General features: G+C 70.4%; 20 protein-coding genes and 2 tRNA genes. 15 read left to right on the top strand and 7 right to left on the bottom strand.

What is annotated here, in order from left to right; all coding sequences use genetic code 11:
- The first annotated feature begins 92 nt into the window (after positions 1-92).
- The 5 genes from pfkB to ptsP all read left to right on the top strand — a co-directional run bounded on the left by pfkB (position 93) and on the right by ptsP (position 5,370).
- A complete protein-coding gene (gene pfkB, locus VGN50_RS09910; RefSeq protein ID WP_327444598.1) occupies positions 93-1,079 on the top strand; it encodes a 1-phosphofructokinase in 987 nt (328 codons plus the stop codon).
- Complete coding sequence (locus VGN50_RS09915) at positions 1,076-1,528, top strand: PTS sugar transporter subunit IIA (protein WP_327444599.1); 453 nt, start codon at positions 1,076-1,078, stop codon at positions 1,526-1,528. Before pfkB ends, VGN50_RS09915 begins: the two co-directional genes overlap by 4 nt.
- Positions 1,525-3,090, top strand: coding sequence for a fructose-specific PTS transporter subunit EIIC (locus VGN50_RS09920; RefSeq protein ID WP_327444600.1), 1,566 nt, complete (start codon positions 1,525-1,527; stop codon positions 3,088-3,090). Before VGN50_RS09915 ends, VGN50_RS09920 begins: the two co-directional genes overlap by 4 nt.
- Positions 3,091-3,236: 146 nt before the next feature.
- The gene (locus VGN50_RS09925; RefSeq protein ID WP_327444601.1) at positions 3,237-3,506 is read left to right on the top strand and encodes an HPr family phosphocarrier protein; all 270 of its coding nucleotides are present in this window, start codon (positions 3,237-3,239) and stop codon (positions 3,504-3,506) included.
- 145 nt (positions 3,507-3,651) lie between these two features.
- Positions 3,652-5,370, top strand: coding sequence for a phosphoenolpyruvate--protein phosphotransferase (ptsP, locus tag VGN50_RS09930; RefSeq protein ID WP_327444602.1), 1,719 nt, complete (start codon positions 3,652-3,654; stop codon positions 5,368-5,370).
- Between the two features lie 179 nt (positions 5,371-5,549).
- Here the strand turns inward: ptsP and VGN50_RS09935 are convergent, their stop codons facing one another.
- Positions 5,550-11,114 (bottom strand): carboxyl transferase domain-containing protein, encoded by a 5,565-nt coding sequence (locus tag VGN50_RS09935; protein WP_327444603.1) that lies wholly within the window; start codon positions 11,112-11,114, stop codon positions 5,550-5,552.
- A 119-nt stretch (positions 11,115-11,233) separates the two neighbouring features.
- Here VGN50_RS09935 and VGN50_RS09940 point away from each other — a divergent pair, with 119 nt between their 5' ends.
- From VGN50_RS09940 to VGN50_RS09955, 4 genes are read left to right on the top strand one after another with little or no spacing between them, the layout of a single operon-like run.
- Complete coding sequence (locus VGN50_RS09940) at positions 11,234-12,628, top strand: deoxyribodipyrimidine photo-lyase (RefSeq protein ID WP_327444604.1); 1,395 nt, start codon at positions 11,234-11,236, stop codon at positions 12,626-12,628.
- On the top strand, positions 12,625-13,347 hold the full coding sequence (locus VGN50_RS09945) for a type II CAAX prenyl endopeptidase Rce1 family protein (protein ID WP_327444605.1): 723 nt from the start codon (positions 12,625-12,627) through the stop codon (positions 13,345-13,347). Before VGN50_RS09940 ends, VGN50_RS09945 begins: the two co-directional genes overlap by 4 nt.
- Positions 13,348-13,352: 5 nt before the next feature.
- On the top strand, positions 13,353-14,288 hold the full coding sequence (locus VGN50_RS09950; protein WP_327444606.1) for an NAD(P)H-binding protein: 936 nt from the start codon (positions 13,353-13,355) through the stop codon (positions 14,286-14,288).
- Between the two features lie 37 nt (positions 14,289-14,325).
- Positions 14,326-14,790, top strand: coding sequence for an SRPBCC family protein (locus tag VGN50_RS09955; protein WP_327444607.1), 465 nt, complete (start codon positions 14,326-14,328; stop codon positions 14,788-14,790).
- Between the two features lie 35 nt (positions 14,791-14,825).
- On the opposite strand, the gene VGN50_RS09960 is transcribed toward VGN50_RS09955, so the two are convergent.
- Positions 14,826-15,884 carry an NAD(P)H-binding protein gene (locus tag VGN50_RS09960; RefSeq protein WP_327444608.1) on the bottom strand — a complete coding sequence of 353 codons (1,059 nt, stop codon included), beginning with the start codon at positions 15,882-15,884 and terminating at the stop codon, positions 14,826-14,828.
- 96 nt (positions 15,885-15,980) lie between these two features.
- Between VGN50_RS09960 and VGN50_RS09965 the strand changes: the two genes are divergently transcribed.
- Entirely contained in the window at positions 15,981-16,601 is a 621-nt protein-coding gene (locus VGN50_RS09965; RefSeq protein ID WP_327444609.1) for a LysE family transporter, read from the top strand.
- A gap of 62 nt (positions 16,602-16,663) precedes the next feature.
- Here VGN50_RS09965 and VGN50_RS09970 read toward each other — a convergent pair.
- Positions 16,664-16,744: transfer RNA gene (locus VGN50_RS09970), tRNA-Tyr, on the bottom strand.
- Positions 16,745-17,134: 390 nt separating this feature from the next.
- On the opposite strand from VGN50_RS09970, the gene VGN50_RS09975 reads away from it, so the two are divergent.
- Positions 17,135-17,587, top strand: coding sequence for a helix-turn-helix domain-containing protein (locus VGN50_RS09975; protein WP_327444610.1), 453 nt, complete (start codon positions 17,135-17,137; stop codon positions 17,585-17,587).
- A gap of 1 nt (position 17,588) precedes the next feature.
- The gene (locus VGN50_RS09980) at positions 17,589-18,140 is read left to right on the top strand and encodes a PIN domain-containing protein (protein WP_327444611.1); all 552 of its coding nucleotides are present in this window, start codon (positions 17,589-17,591) and stop codon (positions 18,138-18,140) included.
- 139 nt (positions 18,141-18,279) lie between these two features.
- On the opposite strand, the gene VGN50_RS09985 is transcribed toward VGN50_RS09980, so the two are convergent.
- Positions 18,280-18,360, bottom strand: a tRNA-Tyr gene (locus VGN50_RS09985).
- A 91-nt stretch (positions 18,361-18,451) separates the two neighbouring features.
- Here VGN50_RS09985 and VGN50_RS09990 point away from each other — a divergent pair.
- Both VGN50_RS09990 and VGN50_RS09995 read left to right on the top strand, forming a co-directional pair.
- Positions 18,452-18,952: a YajQ family cyclic di-GMP-binding protein gene (locus tag VGN50_RS09990; protein WP_327444612.1), complete on the top strand. Its 501-nt coding sequence runs from the start codon at positions 18,452-18,454 to the stop codon at positions 18,950-18,952.
- Positions 18,949-19,617 (top strand): nucleoside/nucleotide kinase family protein, encoded by a 669-nt coding sequence (locus VGN50_RS09995; RefSeq protein WP_327444614.1) that lies wholly within the window; start codon positions 18,949-18,951, stop codon positions 19,615-19,617. Before VGN50_RS09990 ends, VGN50_RS09995 begins: the two co-directional genes overlap by 4 nt.
- Before the next feature lie 19 nt (positions 19,618-19,636).
- Here the strand turns inward: VGN50_RS09995 and VGN50_RS10000 are convergent, their stop codons facing one another.
- Both VGN50_RS10000 and pepN read right to left on the bottom strand, forming a co-directional pair.
- Entirely contained in the window at positions 19,637-20,581 is a 945-nt protein-coding gene (locus VGN50_RS10000) for a serine/threonine-protein kinase (RefSeq protein WP_327444615.1), read from the bottom strand.
- Positions 20,582-20,755: 174 nt separating this feature from the next.
- The gene (gene pepN, locus VGN50_RS10005) at positions 20,756-23,227 is read right to left on the bottom strand and encodes an aminopeptidase N (RefSeq protein ID WP_327444616.1); all 2,472 of its coding nucleotides are present in this window, start codon (positions 23,225-23,227) and stop codon (positions 20,756-20,758) included.
- Positions 23,228-23,328: 101 nt separating this feature from the next.
- Between pepN and VGN50_RS10010 the strand changes: the two genes are divergently transcribed.
- Positions 23,329-24,204 carry an SGNH/GDSL hydrolase family protein gene (locus tag VGN50_RS10010; protein ID WP_327444617.1) on the top strand — a complete coding sequence of 292 codons (876 nt, stop codon included), beginning with the start codon at positions 23,329-23,331 and terminating at the stop codon, positions 24,202-24,204.
- Between the two features lie 16 nt (positions 24,205-24,220).
- Here VGN50_RS10010 and htpX read toward each other — a convergent pair whose 3' ends face one another.
- Positions 24,221-25,099, bottom strand: a complete 879-nt coding sequence (gene htpX / locus VGN50_RS10015) for a zinc metalloprotease HtpX (RefSeq protein ID WP_327444618.1) — start codon at positions 25,097-25,099, stop codon at positions 24,221-24,223.
- Positions 25,100-25,172 lie beyond the last annotated feature (73 nt).

Here is a 25,172-nt window from a genome sequence, read left to right on the forward strand (position 1 = left end):
CTGTCCGAGGTCGACACGATCATCACCGACAGCGAGGTGGATGCCGACATGGCCCGAGAGATCGAAGATGCCGGACCGGAGGTGCTGCGCGCATGACTTCTCCCCCGCGGGCGCAGGACGCCGGCCCGGTCGTCACCGTCACCCCCAATCCGAGCCTTGACCACACGGTCGAGGTGACCGTGTTGGAGCGTGGCGAGGTTCAGCGCACCAGCCACGCACTGGTGGAGGCCGGCGGCAAGGGCGTCAACGTGGCCCGGGCGCTGGCCAAGCACGGCCACCGGACCACGGCCATCCTGCCGGCCGGCGACGACGCCCAGCGGATGATCGGACTGCTGTCGCCGCAACAGGTCACGACGGTCGCGGTGCCGATCACCGGCGCCATCCGGACCAACATCGCGGTCGTCGAGCAGGACGGCACGACCACCAAGCTGAACGAGCCCGGCGCGACCCTGTCCGAACAGGAGGTGTCCGCGCTGATCGATTCGGTCAACGACGCGCTGCGCAGCGGGCCGAGTTGGCTGGTCGCGGCCGGCAGCCTGCCGGCCGGCGCGCCGGAGGACTTCTACGCGCAGGTCACCAAGGCCGCGGTGGCCGTCGGGGTGCCGGTGGCGATCGACACCTCCGGCCCGGCGCTTGCGGCCGCCATTGACGCCGGGGCGACCGTGGTCAAGCCCAACCTCGAAGAACTCGAGGAGATCCTGGGCCGCGACCTGGTCACCGTCGGCGACGTGATCGATGCCGCCGCGGAACTGCGCGCCCGCGGCTGCAAGGACCTGCTGGTCAGCATGGGCGGCCATGGTGCCCTGTTGATCACCGCTGAGGGGTCGTGGTGGGCCGGCGGCCCGCCGCTGGTCCCGCGCAGCACCGTCGGCGCCGGCGATTGCACGCTGTCCGGCTATCTGCACACCGTCGGCACTCCTGCCGAGCGACTTGCCGGGGCGGTGGCCTGGGGCCGGGCCGCCTGCCTGCTCCCCGGTAGCACCGTTCCCGGTCCCGAAGAAACCGAAGCCTGCGCCGTCGCGGTCCGCGTCGTCGCCGATCCCGATCCCCTCCAAGCAGTAAAGGACGTCGCATCATGACAGACCTGATCACCGAAGACCTGGTCGTTCTCGACCTGGTGGCCAAGGACAAGGCGGATGCCACCCGGCAGCTCGCCGCGAAGCTCCAGGCCGCAGGCCGGGTCACCGACCTGGACGGCTTCCTCGCCGACGTCGCCGCTCGCGAGGCCCAGATGGCCACCGGCATGCCGGGCGGGATCGGCCTGCCGCACGCCCGTTCCGAGCACGTCACCGTGCCGTCGCTCGGCCTCGCCCGGGTCCCCGCCGGCGTCGATTTCGGCGCCCCGGACGGCCCGGCCACGCTGGTGTTCCTGATCGCCGCGCCCGCCGGTGGCGGCAGCGAACACCTCACCATCCTGGCGGCGCTGGCCCGCCGGCTGGTGCGCCCCGCGTTCCGCCAGACCATCATCGACGCCCCCGACGCCGCGTCGGTGGCCAAATACGTTCAGGGAGAGGTGGGAGGACAGTGAAGTTTGTCGCCGTGACGTCATGCCCTACGGGCATTGCGCACACCTACATGGCGGCCGAGAACCTCGAGCAGACCGGTAAAGACCTCGGTCACGAAGTTCAGGTCGAGACACAAGGCTCCGCGGGCACCGTTCCGCTGTCCGACGACATCATCGCGGCCGCCGACGGAGTCATCTACGCCGCCGACCTCGAGGTGAAGGGCAAGGCCCGGTTCGCCGGCAAGCCCTTCGTCGACGTCGGCGTGAAGAAGGCCGTGCACGACCCCAAGGCCGTACTGGCAGCCGCCATCGCCGCGGTGGAGAACGCGCCCAAGGCGGGTACAGCGGAAGCCGCCGCGGCTGCTGCCGCGGCTGCCGCGGCGCCCAAGTCGGGCGGTGGCGCCCGGAAGGTCAGCGTCGGTACTCGGGTCCGCCAATGGCTGATGACCGGCGTGTCGTACATGATCCCGTTCGTCGCGGCCGGCGGCATCCTGATCGCGCTGGGGTTCCTGTTCGGAGGCTACGAAGTCGCCTACAAGACATACGGCGGCACCTATAACGGCGTCACGTACACAGACGTTGCCAGCAGTCTCCCCGCCGGCTTCCCGACGGGCCAAAGTTTTGACACCCTGATCGCCCAATCCGGTTTCGCAGGAGTGTTGTTCGTCCTGGGGAAGATCACCTTCCTGCTCCTGGTGCCGATCCTCTCCGGATTCATCGCCTTCGGCATCGCCGACCGGCCCGGTCTGGTCCCCGGAATTGTCGGCGGCCTGCTGGCCTATGTGATGGGAGCCGGCTTCCTCGGTGGCCTGATCTCCGGCTTCGCCGCCGGCGGCCTCGCGTACTGGATGGCACACCTCAAGGTGCCGAAGGGGGTTCGCGGTGTGATGCCGGTGGTGGTCATTCCGCTGGTGTCAACATTCGTCGTCGGTCTGTTCATGATCTTCGTCGTGGGGAAGCCGGTTGCCGCGCTATCCACCTGGCTGAGCGAATGGCTGAACGGTCTGGCCGGTGCCAGCGGCATCGTGCTCGGCGCACTCCTGGGCCTGATGATGGCCTTCGACATGGGCGGCCCGCTGAACAAGACGGCCTATACCTTCGCGGTGGCTGGCCTGAGCACCGCTATCTCCACCGGTGGTCCCGCACTGCAGATCATGGCCGCCGTGATGGCGGCGGGCATGACCCCTCCGCTGGGCATGGCGCTGGCCACCGCGGTCCGCAAGAAGCTGTGGACCGAGGCAGAGCGGGAGAACGGTCTGGCCTGCTGGCTGCTCGGTGCCTCGTTCGTGACCGAAGGTGCTATTCCATTCGCCGCTGCCCACCCGCTGCGGGTCATCCCGTCGTGCATGGTTGGTTCGGCGGTCACCGGCGCGTTGGTGATGGGCTTCGGCAACGAGCTGCGCGCCCCGCATGGCGGCATCTTCGTCCTGCCGCTGGTCAGCAGCCCGATTCTGTACCTGCTGGCGATCATCATCGGCACGGTGATCACCGCTGGTCTGGTCATCGTGCTGATGAGCCTGGACAAGGCGAAGACCGAGGAAATCGCGCACCACGAGGATGTCGTCGAGGGCGTCGTCGCGGCCTGACCTTTCCATCCTGCGCCAAGCCACCGGGGCTGCGACGATGTTGGTCGCAGCCCCGGCTGTGTGTCTTCGCTCACGCTCTGGTTAGTTAGATGCGCACGCCAGCCCGATCGGTCCACCAGCGGCCGACAGAACAAGGAGCCCCATTCATGCCTTCCCGCAACGTCGTCGTCGCGTCCCGCGTCGGCCTGCACGCCCGGCCCGCCTCACTGTTCGTGCAGGCCGTCACCGCGACGGGTCTACCCGTCACCATCGCCAAGTCCGGCGGTGACCCGGTCGACGCCAGGAGCATCCTGATGGTGATGGGTCTGGCCGTCGGCAACGGCGAAGAAGTCACGCTGACCGCCGAGGGTGACGGCGCGGACGCCGCCCTGGATCAGCTGCAGGAACTGCTCGAGATCGACCACGACGCAGCCTGATTGCCCGGCCCGGCCGCTGGGCACCAACCCAGTGCGCCGGGCTGCCGGGCGAGTCGCTCGCGCCGCCCCGCATGCACCCGGCCCATTGCATCCCCGGCCTTACGCATCACGAGAATCGTTTCGACACAGGAGTTGAGCTGAGCAGATGACCACCACCACTTCCACCGCGGCGGGTTCGACCACGGATTCCAAGCAGACCTTGAGCGGCATCGGCGTGGGCCGCGGATCGGCCGTCGGATCGGTGGTCAAGCTCGCGCTGGCCGCAAAGCCGCCGAAGAACGAGCCCGCCGCCGCCGACCCCGAGGCGGCGGACAACCTGGTGGCGGGAGCGTTCAGTTACGTCGCCAACAATCTTCGGGTGCGGGCCGCCGCGGCCCAGGCCGCCACCGCCGCGGTGCTGGAGGCCACCTCGCTGATGGCCCAGGACCCGGGTCTGCTGGCCGACGTCCAGCGCCGGATCGCCGCCGGTACCGGCCCGGCGACCGCCGTCGACCAGGCCGTCGAAGGGTTCTGCAAGATCCTCGAAGCCAGCGGTCCGTACCTGGCCGAGCGGGTCACCGACCTGCGTGACGTCCGCGACCGGATCGTCGCCAAGGTTCTCGGTGTGCCGGAGCCGGGCATCCCGCCGCTCAGCAAGCCGACGATCATCGTCGCCAACGACCTCGCGCCGGCCGATACCGCGACCCTGGACCTGGACCACGTGGTCGGCATCGTCACCGAACTCGGCGGCCCGACCAGTCACACCGCGATCATCGCCGCACAGCTGAACCTGCCCTGCCTGGTTCGGGTCAGCGGTTCCATGCAACTCGCCGACGACGCCACCGTCGCGATCGACGCCGCGAGCGGCGTGGTCACCCTCGATCCCGACGACGAGATGCGGGAGGCGATCATCGCCCGGGCCAAGGCCAGGGCCGCACTGAAGACCGCCACCGGCGGCCCCGGACGGACAAGTGACGGGCACGCCGTACAACTGCTGGCCAACGTCGGCGCCGTCGAGGACGCCGAACGGGCCGCCAAGGAGGACGTCGAGGGGGTCGGCCTGTTCCGCACCGAGGTGCTGTTCCTGGACTCGGCCACCGCGCCGACCGTCGCCGATCAACTCAAGGCCTACACCAAGGTGTTCGAGGCATTCGGCGACCGCAAGGTGGTGATCCGCACCCTGGACGCCGGCGCCGACAAGCCGCTGGCCTTCGCCCCCAGCGAGGAGGAGGAGAACCCCGCACTCGGGGTGCGCGGCTACCGGATGGACCGGCGCTTCCCGCAGCTCCTGGACGACCAGCTGGAGGCCATCGCCCAGGCGGCGAAGGCCACCGGCGCAAATGTCTGGGTGATGGCGCCGATGGTGTCCACCGTGCACGAGGCCAAGGCGTTCACCGACAAGGTCCGCTCGCACGGCCTGCCGGTCGCCGGGATGATGGTGGAGGTACCGGCCGCGGCCCTGCGTGCGCGGCACATGTTGGAGCTCGTCGACTTCGCCAGCATCGGCACCAACGACCTCACCCAGTACGCGATGGCCACCGACCGGATGGCCGGCGAGCTCGCCGAACTGCTCGACCCGTGGCAGCCCGCCGTGCTCGACCTGATCGCGGCCACCGGCGCGGCCGGCAAGCACGCGGACAAGGCCGTCGGAGTGTGCGGCGAGGCCGCCCGCGATCCGCTGCTGGCGCTGGTCTTGGTCGGGCTCGGGGTGACCAGCCTGTCGATGGCCCCGTCCGGGGTACCCGGCGTTCGCTTTGCGCTGTCCCGCACCACCCTCGCGACCTGCGAACGGATGGCCGAGGCGGCTCGCAACGCTCGGGATGCGGCCGACGGCAAGGCCGCAGTGGAGAAGTTGGTCGACCCCGAGGTGCTGCTGGCCCTGTAACGGCCTGCACGGCCAACGTTGACGGCTCCCGCTGATTGGATTCCAATCGGCGGGAGCCGTTGTTGCGCTCACGGGGCGGGCGGTCGCACATGGCGATCAGCCGGATCGAATCGCCACCTTCGGACCCTTCAAAGTCCCGGGAAGGATCCAAAGGCGGCGACTCGATCGGTACCAGCGCGTCAGACGATCGGGTCCCCGCTGCTCCGGGCCATCCCGCGCTCGACGGCCTCGATCAGATAAGGCCGCAGCCGCACCGCCGGGATGATGGTGTGCACCGACCCCACTTCACGGGCCCGCTCGATGTTGTGGATCTGCTCGAACTCGGCGGCCACCTCACCGAGTTTCTCCGACCGCACGGTGGCCCTGGTGTCGGCCAGCTGCACCCGCAGCTCCGCGCGCTGCGCGTCGTCGGTGGCCGCGTTGATCGCCGCCTCGATCTCCTTGAGCCGCTGGTCGTTGGCGGTGCGGGCGTTGACGTCCCGGGTGAATACCACGGCCGCGGCGGGGGCGCCGCCGATCACCGAGGCAAACGAGCCCTCGACCGCGATCACCTCCATGTTGTCGTTCAGCGCACCGGAGAACACCACGAACGCCCCACCGTGATACCTGGACACCACGCAGAAGATGATCGGGCCCTCGAAGTTCACGATGGCCCGGCCGATCTCGGCGCCGTACTCCAACTGGATGTTCCGCAGCGACTCCGGGGAGCCGTCGAACCCGGACAGGTTCGCCAGCACCACCAGCGGCCTGCTGCCGCTGGCCGCGTTGATCGCCCTGGCCGTCTTCTTCGACGACTTCGGGAACAACGTGCCGGAGGTGAACTGATCCGGGCCGTCCGCAGGCAGGAAACCGCGCCGCGGAATGTTCCGCGACTCGATCCCGACGATCATCACCGGGTAACCGCCCAGGTGCGCGTCCACCACCACCGAGGTGTCCGCGTCCGCCATCCCGGCCCACCGCTCCAGCGTCTCGTGATCCTGGTCGGCGACCGCCTTGATCACCGTCCGGATGTCGAACGGCTTCTTCCGGTCCTTGTTCGTCTCCGGCGAGAAGATCTCCCCGACCGTGGTGAACGGGCTGTCCGGATGCAGGTGCGGGAACGTCTGCACGTCGCGGTCCAGCGGATCGGACGTCTCCGCCCGCCGCGGGTACCGCTCGCCCGGCGCGGCGTAGGCGTGGTCGTAGTGCGCGAACAGGATCTTGGTCGCCGCGGTGAGATTCGGTGCCCAGTACTGGGCCTGTCCGTTCGGGCCCATCACCCGGTCGTAACCGCCGAGGCCGAAGTTGTCCTCCGCCGAGACGCCCCCGGAGTAGTCCAGCGACATCTTCCCGGTCAGCACCATGGCGCTGTCCGGCGTCATCACCAGAATGCCCTTGGTGTGCAGCAGCATCGTGGCCTCGGCGTTCCAGTACGGCTGGGCGCCGACGTTGATGCCGGCGACGACGATGTTGATCTCACCGCCCCCCTGGGTGAACTCGACGATGCGCTTGAGCGCTCGGGCGACCCAGTCCATGTTCTCGGTGCCGGAGTCCATCGAGATCCGCGCGCCTGCCGACAGTGCGAACCACTCGACGGGCACGCCGAGCTCCTCGGCGAGGTCGAGCGCGGCGATGACACGCGCACACTCGGCCTCGGACACCGCGCCCAGGGCCTTGAGCGGGTCGCCGCACAGCAGCACGCGCTTCACGCCCTCGGGGTAGCGCTCCGTGGGCGTGGTGATGACGCCCGCGATGATGCCCGCCTTGTTGAGCCCGTAGGGCCGGTCGACGGGGGCGAGGGCGCCTGTGTCGTCGATGTCGTACTCGGTCGCCGTCCCGCCTGGGCCGGCGATCATCGCCTGCAGCTCGTAGGGGTAGACGACGCCCCGGCGACGGGCCCGCACGACCTTCTGGGCGTAGTCGTCGAGCGGCTTGAGCCGCTCGGTGGGCGGCTGCCCGACGGACGTCACGACGCCCGAGCCCGGCTGGTAGAAGAAGCGCGCGGCGAGGGGTGCGCTCGCACCGTCAGGGCTGGTGATCCGGCCCTGGACCAGCACCTCCTCGATGCCGGCACCCGCCGTCAGGGGCGCGATCTTGCTCCGCAGCGAGGTCAGCTGGTCGAGGTCGGCGTCGACAGGCGGCCAGAGGTGCACCCAGACGTGGTTCATATCCAGGCGAGCACCGGCGGCGCCACGCGCCGAGCGGGCGCGGCGGATCGCCTCGAGGCAGTTGGCGATGGCCCGCTCCGCGTGGGGCAGTCCGGTGACCCTGCCCTCCTCGTCGCGTACCACGGCCAGCTGGCGCACCTGTGCCAGCGCCACGAGCCGCTGGTCGGCGTCGTTGCCCGGAGCCGTGCACAGATACAGCAGCACGTCCTCGGGAGCCTCCAAGCGAGTGACCTCGAAGTCGCGAAGCCGCCACAGGTTGAGCCGGCGTCCGACCATGGGGTGCACACCGCGCACCAGCCGGTCCTCGACCATCGAGCCGTCGGCGCCCGGGCGGAAGGTGAAGTAGGCCACCGGGCGTCCGTTGCCCGGGCATACCGCCAGCGCGACGCGGCGCACCATGCTGCTGAACGGCAGCTCGGCCAGCCGGGCAGCGAGGAGGTCACTGGCCTCCTCGGGGCTCTCCGGCTCCTGCGCCCAGCCCAGGTAGAGGTCGACGACGCCGTCCTGGCCGGGTGCGCGCTGGGCCAGGAGCTCGGTGACGTCGCGGGTGAGCGAGGAGTCGGGCGTCAGCTCGTCGACCAGGCCGACCGTCGTGACCAGGTGGGTCCCGAGACCGTCGAGGACGTAGTCCGCGTTGGCGAAGGGTCGAGAGCCCAGCTGGACCTCACGCAGCCCGGTCAGCTCGTGGTCGCGGTAGTGCCGCTTGACGAGGACGGCAAGCATGGGCTCGCGTTCGGGCACACCGCCGGTCAGCCGCTCCGCGAGGAACTGCACGATCTGCTCGGGGATCGCCGCAAGCGCATCCACCCGCGCGGCGCGGTCGGGACCATCCGGCATACCGGCGAGCTCGGCGACCTCGCCCGCCACGCCGCCCAGCACGCTGGCCCGCTCGGCGTCGACCAGCGGCTGGTCGAACCAGCGGAACCGCACGCTGCGGGCCAGGTCACCGATCACCGGGAACCGCAGCTGCGTGGCGACGACCAGCCGGTCGAGCAGCTCTCGCACCTGGGCGTCCAGTGGTGGCTGCGGGCCGGCCTCGGCGATCCACCGCTGGAGCAGCGAGCTGGCCAGGACGACGTCGAGCGCGGAACGCTGCTGGGCGAGGAAGATCCGGAACACCGCCTCCTCGAGCTCGGGGGTGCGGTCGAGGGAGTCGACGCCGTAGTGGCGCAGGACTCTGGCGAGCTTGGCGCGGAACTGCTCGGGCAGCGCACCACGCTCGACGTCGAGGCTTTGCAGGTAGGTGTGGAAGTACTCCCGGGGGCTGTGCACGCGGTGCTCGACGTGCGCCTCCTCGTCGGCCGGGCGGTTCCTTCCGAGCTCGGCGAAGTCGGCGAGGACGTCGAGCACGCCGATCTCCTCCTCGACCTGGGACACACCTTCGGCGACCAGCTCGTCACGAGCCTCGAGATAGGTCTTCAGGGTGGCCCCCTGGTCCCGGGGGTCGAGGTCGTAGCCGAGCAGCATGGCGCGCAGGTCGGCCCGGGCCCGCCGGGCACGCTCGACAGCACTCGCGCCGGCGCCGTCCGCGTCGGGGAGGTCGAGGTCGACGGTGTCGCCGCCGTCGCCGCTCTCGGCGGCCGCGTCCGGGTCGCCCACCGGCTCCAGCCGGACCAGGGGCGCGCCCGTCTCGACCTGGCTGCCGACGGAGACCATCAGCTCCTTGACCCGGCCCTGGAACGGCGCCGGCAGCACCGTCTCCATCTTCATCGACTCCAGCACGAGCACGGGCGCACCCGCCGCGAGCTCGGACCCGACCTGCGCGGGCGTGGCGACGACCAGCGCCGGGGCCGGGGAGCGCACGACGCCGCCCTCGTCCCGCGTCACGCGGTGGGTGACCCCGTCCACCTCGACGAGCTGGACCGGCCCGTGCGCCGCGGTGACCAGGCGGTGCAGCCGGCCGCCGACGGTGATGCGGCTGGTGTACTCGTCGAGGACGTCGAGCTCGGCGTCGACGGTCTGCTCGTGGTCGCCTGCGGCGACGGCAACGCGGAACCGGTGCGGCCCGATGCGCCATACCGTGACCTTGTATGCCGCTCCGCGCAGCTTGAGGTCTACGGCCCGCCCGGTGCGGTGCTGCACCTGAGGGCGTCCACCGCGGGAGGTCTCGAGCAGGCGCACTCGCTCGACGCCCTCCTCGTCCTCGTAGGCGGCGATGCCCGCCGCGACGAGCGCGACACCGGAGTGCGCATGCGAGACCAGCCGGCCCTCGGTGCGGACCCGGTCGATCCAGCCGGTGTCGGCGCTGCCGTCGATGACCTCGGGCTGGTCGAGCAGGTCGAGGATGAAGCTCTTGTTGGTGGAGCCGCCCTCGATCACGACGGTGGTCTCGGCCATCGCTCGCCGCAGCCGGGCGAGCGCCTCGTCACGGTCGCGGCCCACGGCGATGACCTTGGCGATCATGGAGTCGAAGTCGGCGGGGATCGAGTCCCCTTCTCCGACACCGGTGTCCACGCGGATGCCCGGGCCCGTCGGCAGGGTGAGCCGTGCGATCCGGCCCGGTGAGGGGGCGAAGTCGCGGTCGGGGTCCTCGGCGTTGAGCCGTGCCTCGACAGCGTGGCCCTCCTCCCGGGGTCGCTCGCCCTCGAGGCGGCCGCCGGCCGCGATGTGGATCTGCAGCTTGACCAGGTCGGTGTCGGTGGTGGCCTCGGTGATCGGGTGCTCCACCTGGAGGCGGGTGTTCACCTCGAGGAACGCGAAGAACCGCTCGCCGGGGTGGTAGAGGAACTCGACCGTGCCCGCACCGGCATACCCCACCGCCACCGCGAGCCGCTCCGCCGCCGCCTTGACCTCGGTCACCTGCTCGGGCCCGAGCACCGGCGAGGCCGACTCCTCGATGACCTTCTGGTTGCGTCGCTGGATCGAGCAGTCGCGTACCCCGATCGCCCAGGCAGTGCCCTGACCGTCAGCGATGACCTGCACCTCGACGTGGCGAGCGCCGGTCACCAGGCGTTCCAGGAACACGACCCCCGACCCGAACGCGCGCTGGGCCTCGTCGCGAGTGCGCTCATAGGCGTCGCTGAGGTCCTCGTCGGAGGCCACCATGCGGATGCCGCGCCCGCCGCCACCCGCAGTGGCCTTGAGCATCAGGGGGTAACCGATGCGGGCCGCGGCGGCCTTCGCGTCCTCGAGGGTGTCGACGCCGCCACCGCTCCAGGGGGCGACGGGCACCCCCACCTCTTCGGCGATGAGCTTGGACCCGATCTTGTCGCCGAGCTTGCGCATGGCATCGGGACTGGGCCCGATGAAGGTCACGCCGAGGCGAGCGCACAGCTCTGCGAAGCCGGGGTCCTCGGCGACGAAGCCCCATCCGACCCAGGCGGCATCGGCGCCCGTCTCGGTCAGCGCCCGCTCGAGGACGGCGTAGTCGAGGTAGGGCCGGTTCGCGGCAGGTCCCAGGTTGTAGGCGAGGTCGGCCTCGCGCACGAACATCGCGCGCTTCTCCCCCTCGGTGTGCAGCGCGACCGTCTCGATGTAGTCCCCACCCGGACCACCGACGCCACCTGGGCGACCCGCCTGCGCGTTGAGGTCGCGCACCGCGTGGATGAGCCGCATGGCGGCTTCGCCGCGGTTGACGATGGCGATGCGCGAGAACATCCGGAGGGCCTCCCAGCGACGGCGGACAAGCGGTATGGCCCCAGCCTCAGGCCACGGCCCTGAGCCTGCCACCCAAGACGGGTGACTCGCGAGTAATGCGATCCGCATAGTGTGGCTGCATGTCCGGTGCCCCCTCCGTCCTGTGGCTGCGCCGGGACCTGCGTCGGGGCGACCTGCCCGCGCTCGGAGCGGCTGCCGGAGCCGGGGCGCAGGTCTGTGTGGTCTTCGTCCTCGACCCGTCGCTGTGGGCCAACGCCGGGCGAGCGCGCCGGGCGTGGCTCGCGGCGACGCTCCGCGCGACGGAGCGCGCCTACGACGGACGGCTCTGCCTGCGTGCCGGTGACCCGCGGACTGTGGTGCCCGACCTCGTGCGAGAGCTCGGGGCTGCGTCTGTGCACGTGTCGAGGGAGACGACGCCGGTCGGACGCCGCCGCGACGCTCAGGTGCGTCAGGCTCTGGACGACGCCGGCGTGGACTGGGTCGAGACCGGCAGCCCGTATGCCGTGGGGCCGGGTTCGGTCCTCAACGGCAGTGGCGACCCCTACAAGGTCTTCACGCCGTTCAGCCGCGCGTGGCGCGACCACGGGTGGCCCCGCCCGGCCACGGAACCTACCGGCCTCCGGCTGGCGCAGGTCGCCTCCGAGGACAGGGCCTGGGACCTCGTCGACGCCGCGCTCGCCGAGCCGGACCTCCCGCACCTCCCCGAGGCCGGGGAAGGCGCGGCGCTCCGGAGGTGGGCCGAGTTCCTCGACGACTCGCTCGCGGCATACGGGACGGACCGGGACCGGGCGGACCTCGATGGCGTGTCGCGGCTGTCCCCCTACCTCAAGATCGGCGCCGTGCACCCGCGCACGCTCCTCGCCGATGTCGCCGACCGTGGCGCCCGCGGCGACCAGCGATCCGAGGGCGCCGCGCGCTTCACCACCGAGCTGGCCTGGCGCGAGTTCTATGCGGATGTCCTGTGGCATCAACCGGGTTCGGCCTGGCACGACCTACGTCCGGCACTGGCAGGGATGGCCTACGAGTCGCCCGCCGGTCTGGTCGAGACCTGGCGCCGTGGGCGCACCGGCTACCCGGCCGTGGATGCGGCGATGCGGCAGCTGCTCGCCGAGGGGTGGATGCACAACCGGATGCGCATGGTCACGGCCAGCTTCCTCACCAAGGACCTGCACGTGTGGTGGCCTGTGGGCGCACGGCATTTCCTCGACCATCTCATCGACGGCGACGTGGCCTCGAACAACCACGGGTGGCAGTGGGTCGCGGGGACCGGCACCGACGCGTCGCCCTACTTCCGGGTGTTCAACCCCGTCACCCAGGGCCTGCGCTTCGACCCCCACGGGGACTATGTGCGCCGGTACGTGCCCGAGCTGAGACACCTGCCCGGCAAGGCCGTGCACGAGCCGTGGAAGCACGAGGACGGCTACCTGCACGGCTATCCCGAGCCCATCGTCGACCACGCCGCGGAACGCCACGAGGCCCTACGCCGCTACGACGCCGTGCGGGCCACGTCATGATCAGCCCCGTCGCCGAGGTGCGCTCGTTCATCCAGGCAGCGCTCGTCCAACCGGTCCCTCGCGACCACCAGGAGAGCGACGCGGCGTTCCGCCGCCGCCGCGTGGTCTCCGCGCTGACGCTCGTGGTGGGCGCGATCGTCCTTGCCCTGGCGCTGAGGATCCGTCCCGGCGACCCCCTGTTCTATGCGGCCACGCTCGGGCTGGCTGCGGTCTGGGCGACGGGGGCGCTGCTCTCGGGCCCCCTCCACCTCGGACGCGCACACACCCGTGCCGGCGGGGCGGCGCGACCCCTGGCGCAGTCGCTCGCACTGGGAGCGCTGCTCCTCGGCATCTTCCTGGCGGGCGGGCTGGTCATCGCGCGTGTGCCGGCGCTGCGCGACCCGGTGCTCACCCTGCTCGACCACGCCCGCCTCGGCTCCCTACCGCTGGTGGCCCTGATCACCGCCGTCAACGGCGTCGGGGAGGAGCTGTACTTCCGGGGTGCCTTGTATGCCGCCGTCGGCCGGCACCACCCGGTGCTCGTCACCGCCGCCGTCTACGCTCTGACGACCGTCGGCGCCGGCATACCCCTGCTCGTCCTTGCCGCCGCCCTGCTCGGCCTGCTCACGGGTCTCCAGCGCCGCGTGACGGGCGGGATCCTCGGGCCGGCGATCGTGCACCTCACCTGGTCGCTCGGGCTGCTCTTCCTCCTGCCCCCTGTCCTCTCCGTCGGAAGGTGACACCCATGACCGCAGCTGAGCGGACCCGCCAGCGGACCGCCCTGGTGACCGGTGCCACCGGCTACATCGGTGGTGAGCTGGTGCCCGCCCTGCTCGAGGGAGGCTGGGCCGTGCGCGTCCTCACCCGTCGTCGTTCCCGGCTGGACGGCCTGCCCTGGGCGCCGGACGTCGAGGTGGTGGAGGGGGACGCGAGCCGCGCCGACGACGTGCGCCGGGCCCTGGCCGGCGTGGAGGTGGCCTACTACCTGCTGCACTCGATGGACGGCCGGGGAGACTTCGTCACCCGCGACCGCGAGCTGGCGACGACCTTCGCGACGGCGGCGGCCGACGAGGCCGTGGGCCGCCTCGTCTACCTCGGTGGCCTCCACCCGCCGGGCGAGCTGTCCGAGCACCTCGCCTCCCGGGTCGAGGTGGGCCAGATCTTCGTCGATGCCCCCGTGCCGGCCGCGGTCCTGCAGGCGGGAGTGGTCCTGGGTGACGGGTCGGCGTCGTTCGACATGCTGCGCCACCTCACCGAGCGGCTGCCCGCCATGGTGGCCCCGCGCTGGCTGCGCAACCGCATCCAGCCGATCGCGATCGCCGACGTCGTGCACTACCTCGTGGCCGCCGCCGACCTGCCCCCAGAGACCAACCGCACCTTCGACATCGGCGGCCCCGAGGTGCTGACCTACGCGCAGATGATCCAGCGGTATGCCGCCGTGGTCGGGCTGCGACCCCGCTGGATCGCCACGGTGCCGGTCCTCACCCCGCATCTGGCCGGGCTCTGGGTCGGCCTGGTGACGCCGGTCTCCGCGGGCATCGCCCGGCCGTTGGTGAACAGCCTCATCCACCAAGCCGTATGCCGCGAGGAGGACATCCTCACGGCGGTGGGTCCGCCGCCTGGCGGCCGCACGGGCTTCGACGACGCCGTCCGTGCGACCCTGCGGCACCGACGCCGATGACACGTGTTCCGCCGCGAGTGGTCGAAGGATCCACCTCATGACTGACTTCACCGCCTCCAAACGCTCGACGGCCGAGGTGCCGTTCGCTCGGGATGCCGTGTGGCAGGTGCTCACCGACGCCCGCCAGGTCGCCCGTCTGACGCCGATGGTGCGCAGCATCGAGCCTCACGATGACCTGTGGGTGTGGAAGCTCGCGCCGATCGAGGTGCTCGGCCGGAGCGTCGGCCTGAGCTTCACCGAGCAGATGACCTTCACGCCGCAGGAGCGGATCGTCTACACCCACACTCCGGCGAGCGGCGAGCGGGCAGGTGTGGAGGGCACCTACGTGCTCGCGAGCTCGGGTCAGGGGACGCGTCTCACGATCGACCTGGGCGTGAGCGTCGACCTGCCCTTCCCGCGGCTGGCCAGACCTGCCGTCCAGACCTCGATGCACGCGGTCATCGCCGCGATGGGCGCAGGCTTCGCACACAACCTCGACCGGCACCTCAGGTCTCGGGGCTGAACCGCGGGGCTGGACCGGCGCGCGACGCGCAGCTCTCAGCCGACAGGCGGAGGGCCGAGCAGGAGGTCCTGCCAGCTGCCGCGGTGATGGTGCACCGCGCGTCCGTCACGTCGTGACACCTGCCCACCGGCCCAGCCAGCGTCGGAGCTGAGCGGCCCCAGGATGTCGCGGTCCCGGTCAGGGACCTCCTCGCCCGGCAGAGCCAGCGCGCGGTCCATGGCCTCGGCGACCGGCAGCATCGCGTGACCGGTGGGCATGAGGTCGACGAGGAACTCCTGGCTGCCGCAGACCATGTCGTGCCGCAGGCTCTCCACCAGGGTCTGGACGGTCGAGGCAGGCGCCCCCGTCAGTGTGGGGGCGAGCCGCGACACGAGCCGGGTCGGCAGCATCGGCACCCTGACCTGGACCCGCTGGAGGCCGGCGACGCGCGCATAGAGCCGCAGCAACGCGGCATACGGGAGGCGGTCGCCGCTGCCGAGGTCGTAGACGCAGCTGCGGTCCGGGGCTCTGAGCGCACCGAGAAGCGCCGTGACGACGTCACTGACGGCGACCGGCTCGACGATGCTGCCCATCCACGTGGGCAGCGCCTGCAGGGGCATCCGCTCGCTCAGCTGCCGCAGGATCTCGAACGAGGTGGAGCCGCTCCCCACCACCATCGCCGCGCGCAGCGCCGACGTCGGGACACCCGAGTCCGTGAGGATGCCCTCGACCTCAAGACGCGAGCGCAGGTGAGGTGACAGCTCAGAGTCGTGGACCGCCGGGACCAGGCCGCCGAGGTAGACGATTCGCTGGGCTCCCGCGCGAACGGCGGCATGCGCGGCGTTGTAGGCGCCCTCGCGGTCGGCGGTCGCGAAGTCCTCGCCCGCCAGCCCGTGGATCAGGTAGTAGAGGGCTTCGGCGCCCGCCGCAGCCTTACGCACCGAGCCCCGGTCGAGGACCTGCATCTGGACCGGCTCGACCCGCTCGGCCCACCAGAAGCGGGAGGCACTGGTGACGTCGGTGAACGTGGCGACGACATCGTGGCCCTCCGCGAGCAGCGCCGGGACGAGCCTGCTGCCGACGTAGCCGCCGGCGCCCATCACGACGACACGCATTGGGCCCCTTCCGACGCGTTGCCGCCCCGGTGGGCAACCCCTGGACCCAACGTACCCGGCGTGCCAGGTCACCGCCCGCCGATAGAATCCACCGCCGTGTCCTGGTCCGTATGGTTCACCCTGCTCGCTGCTGCCCTGCTCATCTCGCTGACGCCTGGTGCCGGCGCGGTCAACACCATGTCCAACTCGATCGGGTCGGGGTGGGCACGCTCGATCTGGGGCATCCTGGGCCAGCAGCTCGCCCTGCTGGTGCACATCGCCGTCGTGGCCGCCGGGGTCGGGGTCCTCGTGGCCGGCTCGCCGCTGCTCTTCTCCGTCGTCCGCTATGTCGGCGCTGCCTACCTGGTGTTCCTCGGCGTGCGGCAGCTCCGGGCCAAGCCCCGCCCGGTGGACACCGAGGGCCTGCTGGTCTGCGTCACGCCCTGGTCGATGGTGCGCCAAGGGCTGCTCGTCAACCTGACGAACCCCAAGGCGGTCGTCTTCTTCCTCGCCTTCACGCCTCAGTTCATCCGCCCGGACCGTCCGCTGGCGACGCAGTACGCCGTGCTCGCGGCGACGGTGGTAGCGGTCGACGTCCTCGTCATGTGGTTCGTCTTCGCGGTCGCCGCTCGCGGGCTGCGCCGGATGACCCGCAGCGAGGCGGGGCAGCTGCGGCTGAACCGCATCTTCGGCGGTCTCTTCGTCGGGGTCGGCGCGCTGCTGGCCTCGGTGCACTGAGCGCATGCAAGAGGGCGGCATACCCGCTCCTGCGCCGGTATGCCGCCCTCTTGTGCACTGGGTGGCAGGTGAAGAATTCGAACCTTCCTAGCTTTCGCGATGGATCTACAGTCCACTCCCGTTGGCCGCTCGGGCAACCTGCCTGGATACGGCTGTCCGCGAACTTCGCCGCAGATTCTCGCAGACCGTCGACGCGAGTCGGTGTCTTTCCAACACATCCGGACCATCAGGGACCATCAGGGACCATCAGGGACCATCAGGGACCATCAGGGACCATCAGGGACCAGCCTTGTCCCTCGGCTCCGGACGTGGGGGGACCTTGATGTCTTCTTACCTCGTAAGGCCAATGAGGCAGCCATGGGTACAAGCGTCCAGACCTCCGGGATCGACGCAAGGATGTGGGGTCCGTGAGCCCGCCCCGAGCCCAGTCTCGCACGCGGGTGCGGAGGCCCGGGCCTCCGGCGGCCGACACATCTATTGCGTCTGTTTCGTTTATTGCGAATAATGGGCTCATCACCAGAGGAGCACGAACCATGAGCGTCCTGGCCCTTTCCCCCGTCGAACCCGACGACTCCGACATGACCACCGCGGTCGAGGCGCTGCCTCATGTGACGGCATACCTCGCCAGCCACACCGACCGGGCGATCAGACTCGAGGTTGCCGGGGAGTCGGAGACGCTCGTCGTCCCGCGCGGCGCGGTCGAGCTTCTGGCTAGGGTCCTCGCTCACATGGCAGCAGGCGAAGGCGTGTCGGTCGTGCCGTCGCATGCAGAACTGACGACCCAGCAGGCTGCGGAGCTGCTCAACGTCAGCCGGCCGTTCCTGATCGGACTGCTCGAAGACGGCAAGATCGAGCACCGCAAGGTGGGTAAGCACCGACGGGTCAAGGCGGCTTCCCTGATGGCGTACATCGCTCGCGATGACCAGCAACGCCGCGAGGCCGCAGACGAGCTGACGCGGATCAGCCAAGAGATGGGCCTGCTCTGACGTGGGGTTCGTCGTCGTCTACGACGCCCACGTGCTCTACCCGAGCACCCTTCGTGACCTCCTGATCCGGATCGCCCAAACCGGTCTGGTGCAGGCCAAGTGGACCGATCAGATCCTCGACGAGGTGTTCGCCAGCCTGCGCAACAACCGACCCGATCTCGACCCGGCCAGACTGCATCGCACCCGCGACCTGATGAACGGCGCCGTCCGGGACTGCCGTGTCACCGACTACGAGTCACTGATCGAGGGCCTGTCATTGCCTGATCCGGATGACCGTCATGTCCTGGCCGCTGCTATCCGAGCCCGGGCCCAGGTGATCGTCACCCACAACTTGGCCGACTTCCCCGCCGAGACACTGCAGACCTGGGACGTCCAAGCCAAGTCACCCGACGATTTCGTCCTCGACCAGCTCGACCTCAGCCGCGTCACGGTCTACGGCGCCGTGCAACGCATCGCCGACTCATGGGCGAACCCGCCGGGGACCGTGTCCGACATCATCACTGCCCTCGAGCGGGACGGGCTGGTCCAGACCGCGGCCGCTTTACGGGCCTAACCGCCCTATGGCGAGGAGAATCGCAGGTCACCGACCGACGATGACCCCGAAAGTCGCCCTAGCGGCACATTCACCCCGGGTACAGAAGAGGGCGGCATACCGGCTCATGCGCAGGTATGCCGCCCTCTTGTGCACTGGGTGGCAGGTGAAGGATTCGAACCTTCGTAGCTTTCGCGATGGATTTACAGTCCACTCCCATTGGCCGCTCGGGCAACCTGCCTGGGTGCGCGTGGAAGGATAGCAAGGTCCGCGGGGATTGCCGAAACCGGCAGTCCCGCCACAGCCAGCCCACCCGAGAGGACCCGAACCGCATGGCCGACAGCTCGTTCGACATCGTCAGCAAGATCGACCACCAGGAGGTCGCGAACGCCCTCAACAGCGCCGCTCGCGAGGTCTCGACGCGGTACGACTTCAAGAACGTCGGTGCTTCGATCGAGGCCAGCGGCGAGGACAAGGTCATCGTCAAGGCCAACACCGAGGAGCGGGCCAACGCCGTCCTCGACGTCTTCCAGACCTGGCTGGTCAAGCGCAAGGTCTCGCTCAAGCACCTGGATGTGCCCGAGGCCGGCCCGCGGCTGTCCGGCAAGGAGTACCGCCTCGAGCTCGGGCTCAAGGAGGGCATCTCACAGGAGAACGCCAAGAAGATCAGCAAGATCATCCGCGACGAGGGACCCAAGTCGGTCAAGGCGCAGATCCAGGGCGACGAGCTGCGGGTGACCAGCAAGTCGCGTGACGACCTCCAGGCCGTGCAGGCGCTGCTCAAGGGCAAGGACGAGCTCGACGTGGCCCTGCAGTTCACCAACTACAGGTGACCGGGGGCCGAGACGGGCTGGCTCGGCTCGCCGAGCTGGCCGTCGATCTGGTCGTCGACGAGCGCCGGGCGGTCCTGGGGGTCACCGGCGAGCCCGGCGCCGGCAAGACGACGTTCGTCGAGGCTCTGGTCGCCGAGGTGGCCCGCACCCGTGGGCCGCAGTGGGTGGCCCACCTGCCGATGGACGGCTTCCACCTCGCGGACGCGCAGCTGGGGCGTCTGGGCGTCCTGGATCGCAAGGGGGCGGCCGACACCTTCGACGGGTACGGCTACGCCCACCTCCTCCATCGGGTCCGCGCCAACCCCGAGGAGGAGATCTACGCCCCCGGCTTCGAGCGCGACCTCGAACAACCCATCGCTGCCGCCCTGGTGGTGCCTCCGGCCGCCCGGCTCGTGGTCACCGAGGGCAACTACCTCCTCCACGACGAGCAGCCGTGGCCCAAGGCCCGAGCCGAGCTCGACGAGGTCTGGTACGTCGCGACGGACCACGAGGTGCGCATCAGCCGCTTGATCGCCCGCCACGTCGAGTTCGGGAAGTCCCCCGACGCCGCGGCCGAGTGGGTCACCACCTCTGACGAGAAGAACGCTCAGCTGGTCGCCGCCACGTCCTCCCGCGCCGACCGTGTCGTCGTCAACGCCGCGAACGGCTGGCAGACGACCACCTGACGACCGACTTACGCTCTGCTCAAATGGGCATGCTCAGGGTGGGGCCACCCAGGTCGGGCACACGCGTGGCGGGGCGCTCGTCCGCCGCCGCATCGTGGGACGTCTCGTCGGTGGCACTGGCCAGGCCGAGGTCGAGGCCGGCCATCTCGTGCTCGCTCACCCCGAGCCGCGCGGCGACCGCGCGGGCGTTCTCGGGACGGTCCGCGGGGTTCTTCTGGAGGCAGTCGTTCACGAGCGAGGCGAGGTCCTCGGGGATGCCGTCGGGCAGCGGCGGGGGCGGCTCGTTGACGTGGCTGAGCGCGGTGGCGACGGGGGTGCCCTTGTCGAACGGCTTGCGCCCCGACAGCATCTCGTGGGCCACGACGCCGAGCGCGTAGAGGTCACTGGCGCCGGTGGCGGGCTCCCCCATGGCCTGCTCCGGGCTGATGTAGTCAGGGGTGCCGAGCATCTCGCCGGCGCGGGTGTGACCTGCGGCGTCGAGGGCGCGGGCGATCCCGAAGTCGGTGAGCTTCACCAGCCCGTCCGGCCGGACGAGGATGTTGGCGGGCTTCACGTCGCGGTGGACGACCCTCGCCTCGTGGGCGACACCCAGTGCGAGCGCAGCCTGACCGACGATCGAGCGCACCTGGACCGGGTCCAGTGGCCCGCGCTCCTTGAGCACCACCGACAGGGGCTCACCCTTGACGAGCTCCATGACGAGGAAGGCCAGGCCATCGTCCTCGCCGTAGTCGAAGAGCGTGGCGATGTTGATGTGCAGCAGCGCTGCGGAGTGCACGGCCTCGTCGCGGAACCGGAGGGCGAACAGCTCCTCGTGCCCGGTGTCGGGACGCATCACCTTGATGGCGACCGTGCGCTGGAGAACCCTGTCGGTGCCGGCCCAGACATCGGCCATACCGCCCGACGCGATACGCACGCCGAGCTCGTACCGCTCTCCGAGCACGAAGCCCTCACACAAGCGGTTCATGACTGGCACTCCACTGAGACCTCCGGTCGACGAAGGTGTACGTCAACTGACATCTCATGGACCTCGCCACCACTGAGTGTAAGGCCGCAAGGCCCGATTCGCCCGCATCGTGTCTCCCGGAACACCCGGCGAAGGGCCGGTTGACCTGCACAAACACCTCAACAGCCCCGCAAGTCACCGGAAGGCCGCGCGCGACGAGAGCGCCTCCCGGAGCTCCGACTGTCCGTCCACCACAGCCCGTCGGACCGCGGCCGTCAGCTCGCCCCGCTCAAGGGTCCCCTGGCTGGCTGACAGCGTCTCCGGCTCGACCACCCGACCCGGATAGGCGAGCGTCGCCACCCTCGCCATGGCGTCCTCCCCCACCCACGCCGTCATGGCGGGGACGTCCTCGAAGTACCGTGCCACATACGGGCGGAGCACCTCCAGCCCTCCGGACACCCAGAATCCCTGCGCCAGCGCGTTGAGCTCGTAGTTGGAGCGGTGCCGGTTGGTCGTGAGCTCACGCCACGCCCAGGCCTTGGACTCCGGGTCAGGCAGCGCCGCCAGCGCCGTGAGGGCCCCGAGCCGTCCCTGCAGGGTGTCGTCACGGGACAACACCGCCTCCACCCCCACGCGGTCAGTCCATCCGCGTCCCGCGAGGTTGCGCACGACGATCCAGCGGAAGTCCGAGTCGCCCTCGAGCCCCGCGGGCAGGCCCGTACCGTCCGCCCACGCGTGGAGCAGGGCCTCGTCCGCGCTGCTGCGGGCCAGGGTGCGGGCGGCCAGTAGTGCGTGAGTCGAGCCGGGTGCGCTCGAGGCGAGCAGCCGGCTCGCGGCATGCGCGACCATCTCCAGCGCCCAGTCGTGCTCGGACTCGGGCAGGAAGGTCGGGATGACGCGGCCTAACAGGGTGGCTGCCGTGCGGTTGAGCACCGAGTCGCTGTCTTCCTGCGGCCACGCAGCCCCGAAGGCGCGCACCATCACGCGCGGGTCGGTCTGCCCGAGGCAGACACCGTCGACCAGGGCGACCCAGACGACGGCCCGGGCCTGCGCGTCGGGGACTGCCGCGAGAGCGGTCGGCAGCGCCTCCACCGTGAGTGGGTCCAGCAGGACGGTGGCCCAGGTGAGGTCGCCGGCGTTGGGCACCACGAGCTCCACGTCGGCAGCCGCCCGGAGGGCCTCGACCACGGTGTGGTCGGCAGTCACGGTGACCGGCACCCGGAACCGCTCGACGCCACCGTCGTAGCCCGCGACGTCGAAGGTGTGGGGCCGGTCTGCAGGAAAGGCCTGGGGCGCAATGCGGCTCACGCTCCCTGTGGACCGGTCGACCGAGATCACGTCGGCCCCGGCCGTCAGCAGCCATGCCCTGCTCCAGGACGTCAGGTCGCGCCCGGAGGCTCGCTCCATCGCCCCGAGGAAGTCGGCCAGCGTGCCGTTCGCGAACGAGTGCTCGCGCAGGTATGCCGTGACGCCGGCGATGAAGGCCTCATCCCCGATGTGGGCGATGAGCTGTCGCAGCGCGGCGGCTCCCTTGGCGTAGGAGATGCCGTCGAAGTCCTGGAGAGCCGACTGCGCGTCGAGCGCCGGGGACCCCGCCACGGGGTGGGTGGACGGGGTGCGCTCCGCGGCATACCCCCAGGCCTTGCGGGCCACGGTGGAGTCGACCCACGCGTCGGTGAACTCGGTGGCCTCCACGCACGTACGGTGCGCCATGTACTCGGCGAAGGACTCGTTGAGCCACAGGTCGTCCCACCACCGCATGGTCACCAGGTCGCCGAACCACATGTGAGCCATCTCGTGGGTGATCGTGTTCGACCGCGCCAGCACCTCGTCGCGGGCCGCGGCACCCCGGAACACGTAGGTGTCGCGGAAGGTCACGCATCCGGGGTTCTCCATCGCCCCCGCGTTGAACTCCGGCACGAAGACCTGGTGGTACTCGCCGAACGGGTACCGGATGCCGAAGAGGCCGTGGTAGTAGTCCAGGCTCGCCTTGGTCACCTCGAGCATCTGTGGCGCCTCGCGCTCGAGCGCCTCACGCAGCGAGGCCCGTGCGTGGATCCCGAGCGGTACGCCGTCGTGCTCGTCGCGCACGGACGCGTAGGGCCCGGCGCAGACAGTGACGAAGTACGTTGCCAGGGGCCGGGTCTCGGCCAGCTCCCAGCGTCCGGGCGTCACCTGGGTCGCCGCCCCGTTGCCCACGACGAGCCACGCGGGCGGTGCGGTGACGGACACGGCATACGGGGCCTTGAGGTCGGGCTGGTCGAAGCACGCGAACACGCGCGGGCCGGCGTCGAGGAACAGGTGACCGTAGACGTAGTCCTGGTTGTCGGCCGGGTCGGTGGCCCGGTGCAGGCCCTGCCCGTCACGCGAGTACCCCATCACGGCCTGGGCCTCGAGGACGTTCTCGGCCGCGAGGTCGGTGAGCTCGACGCGCCCGTCGGCCAGGGTGGCCACGTCGACGGGCCGGCCGTTGAGCACCATGGAGCGCAGCTCCACCGGCTTGACGTCGACGAAGGTCGAGGCGCCCGGCCGGGCGCACGTGAAGGTGATGCGGGTCTGTGAGTGGAAGTGGTCGGCTCCCCGGTCGAGGTCGAGGTCCACCTCCATCCGGTTCACGGAGATCAGCTCGGAGCGCAGCTGCGCCTCGTGACGGGTGAGGGAAGGCATGACGGGATTCAACCAGCCGCCCTCTTGCCCCCTCGCGCAGGCTCTGGGATCCTCGTTACCTTCGAGTAACTTACCTTCGGTAGCCACAAAGGAGTGCGCTCATGAGGACCTCTCTGCACACGGCGGTCGGCACCCTGACGGGGCTGGTCGGCCTGGTCACGCTGGCGGCGCTCGGCGTCGCCTCCCCGGCGTCCGCCACCACGACACCGCTGGCCTATGTCGCGCTCGGTGACAGCTACTCGGCCGGATCGGGCGTCTGGCCGCCTGACCCGCAGGCCCCACCGGAGTGCGCCCGCAGCTCGAGCAGCTACCCGCACGTCATCGCCACGGTGACCGGCGCAGACCTCACGGACGTGACCTGCGGGGCGGCTCAGACCAAGGACTTCTCGGCGTCCCAGTACCCCGGCGTGGCGCCCCAGCTGGACGCGCTGGGCCCCGGCACCCAGCTCGTCACGCTGACCATCGGCGGCAACGACAACAACGTCTTCATCGGGTCGATCGCGGCCTGCGGGAGCGCCGGCGCGGCGACACTGGGCCAGGGCAGCCCGTGCAAGGACCTCTACGGCAGCTACTTCGACGACCAGATCGACGCGAAGACGGCGCCGGCAGTCGCGCAGGCTTTGGCCGACGTCCACGCCCGCGCTCCCCACGCCCGCGTCGCCATCCTGGGCTACCCGTGGATCCTGCCGCCGACGGTGGGCTGCTTCACGAAGATGAGCATCGCCGAGGGCGACGTGCCTTACCTGCGCGAGATCCAGGGTCACCTCAACGCGGTGATCGCCCGGGCCGCCACGCAGACCGGCAGCACCTATGTCGACTTCTCCCAGGTCTCTGAGGGCCACGACGCCTGCCAGCCCATCGGCACGCGGTGGGTCGAGCCGGTGCTGTTCGGGACGAACACGGTGCCGGTGCACCCCAACGCCCTGGGCGAGTCCGCGATGGCCGCCCAGACCATGAGCGTCCTGCACCTGCGCTAGGACGGGGAGCGGAACGTCAGCGCTGGCGGATGCCGTAGGCCTGCTCCTCGAGCCGGGCGATGCGCTCGCTCATCGGCGGGTGGGTCGAGAAGAGCCGGGAGACGTCCTGGGGCCGGAACGGGTTGGCGATCATCAGGTGGCTGGAGTTCTGGATCGCGGGCGTCGGCTGGAGCGGAGCCTTGGCGACGCCCACCTCGAGCTTGCGGAGAGCGGAGGCGAGCGCCAGCGGGTCTCCGGTGAGCTTGGCGCCGTCCTCGTCGGCGTCGAACTCGCGTGTGCGGCTGATGGCCATCTGGATGAACATCGCTGCGAAGGGAGCCAGCAGCGCCATGGCCAGCATCGCGAACGGGTTCTGGCGGTCCTCGTCGTTGCCGCCCCCACCACCGAACATGCTCGCGAACATCATCATCTGCGCCACGGAGGTGATGACGCCGGCGACGGCTGCAGCGACCGACCCGGTGAGGATGTCGCGGTTGTAGACGTGCATGAGCTCATGGCCGAGCACGCCCCGCAGCTCGCGCTCGTCGAGGAGTCCGAGGATGCCCTCGGTGCAGCAGACCGCGGCGTGCTCGGGGTTGCGGCCCGTGGCGAACGCGTTGGGGGCGGCGGTCGGGCTGACGTACAGCGCAGGCATCGGCTTCCCCGCAGCCGTCGAGAGCTCGCGCACGATGCGGTACATCACCGGCGCCTGCGCCTCGCTGACCGGGTAGGCGTGCATCGCGCGGATCGCCAGCTTGTCGCTGTTCCAGTAGCCGTAGGCGGTCATGGCCACGCCGAACAGCGCGAACAGCCAGAGGTAGCGGCCCTGTCCGATGACGGTGCCGAGGGCCAGGAGGACGGCGAAGATGCTCCCGAAGAGCGCAGCGGTCTTGAGACCGTTGTGGTGCTTGTGCATGTCTGGCTCAACGACGTGGTGCAGGCCGGTGTTCCGGGCCCGCGCCGGCCAGCCCCGCTGCCCGTGCGGGCGG

Source organism: Pedococcus sp. (assembly GCF_036000045.1).
Classification (GTDB): domain Bacteria; phylum Actinomycetota; class Actinomycetes; order Actinomycetales; family Dermatophilaceae; genus Pedococcus.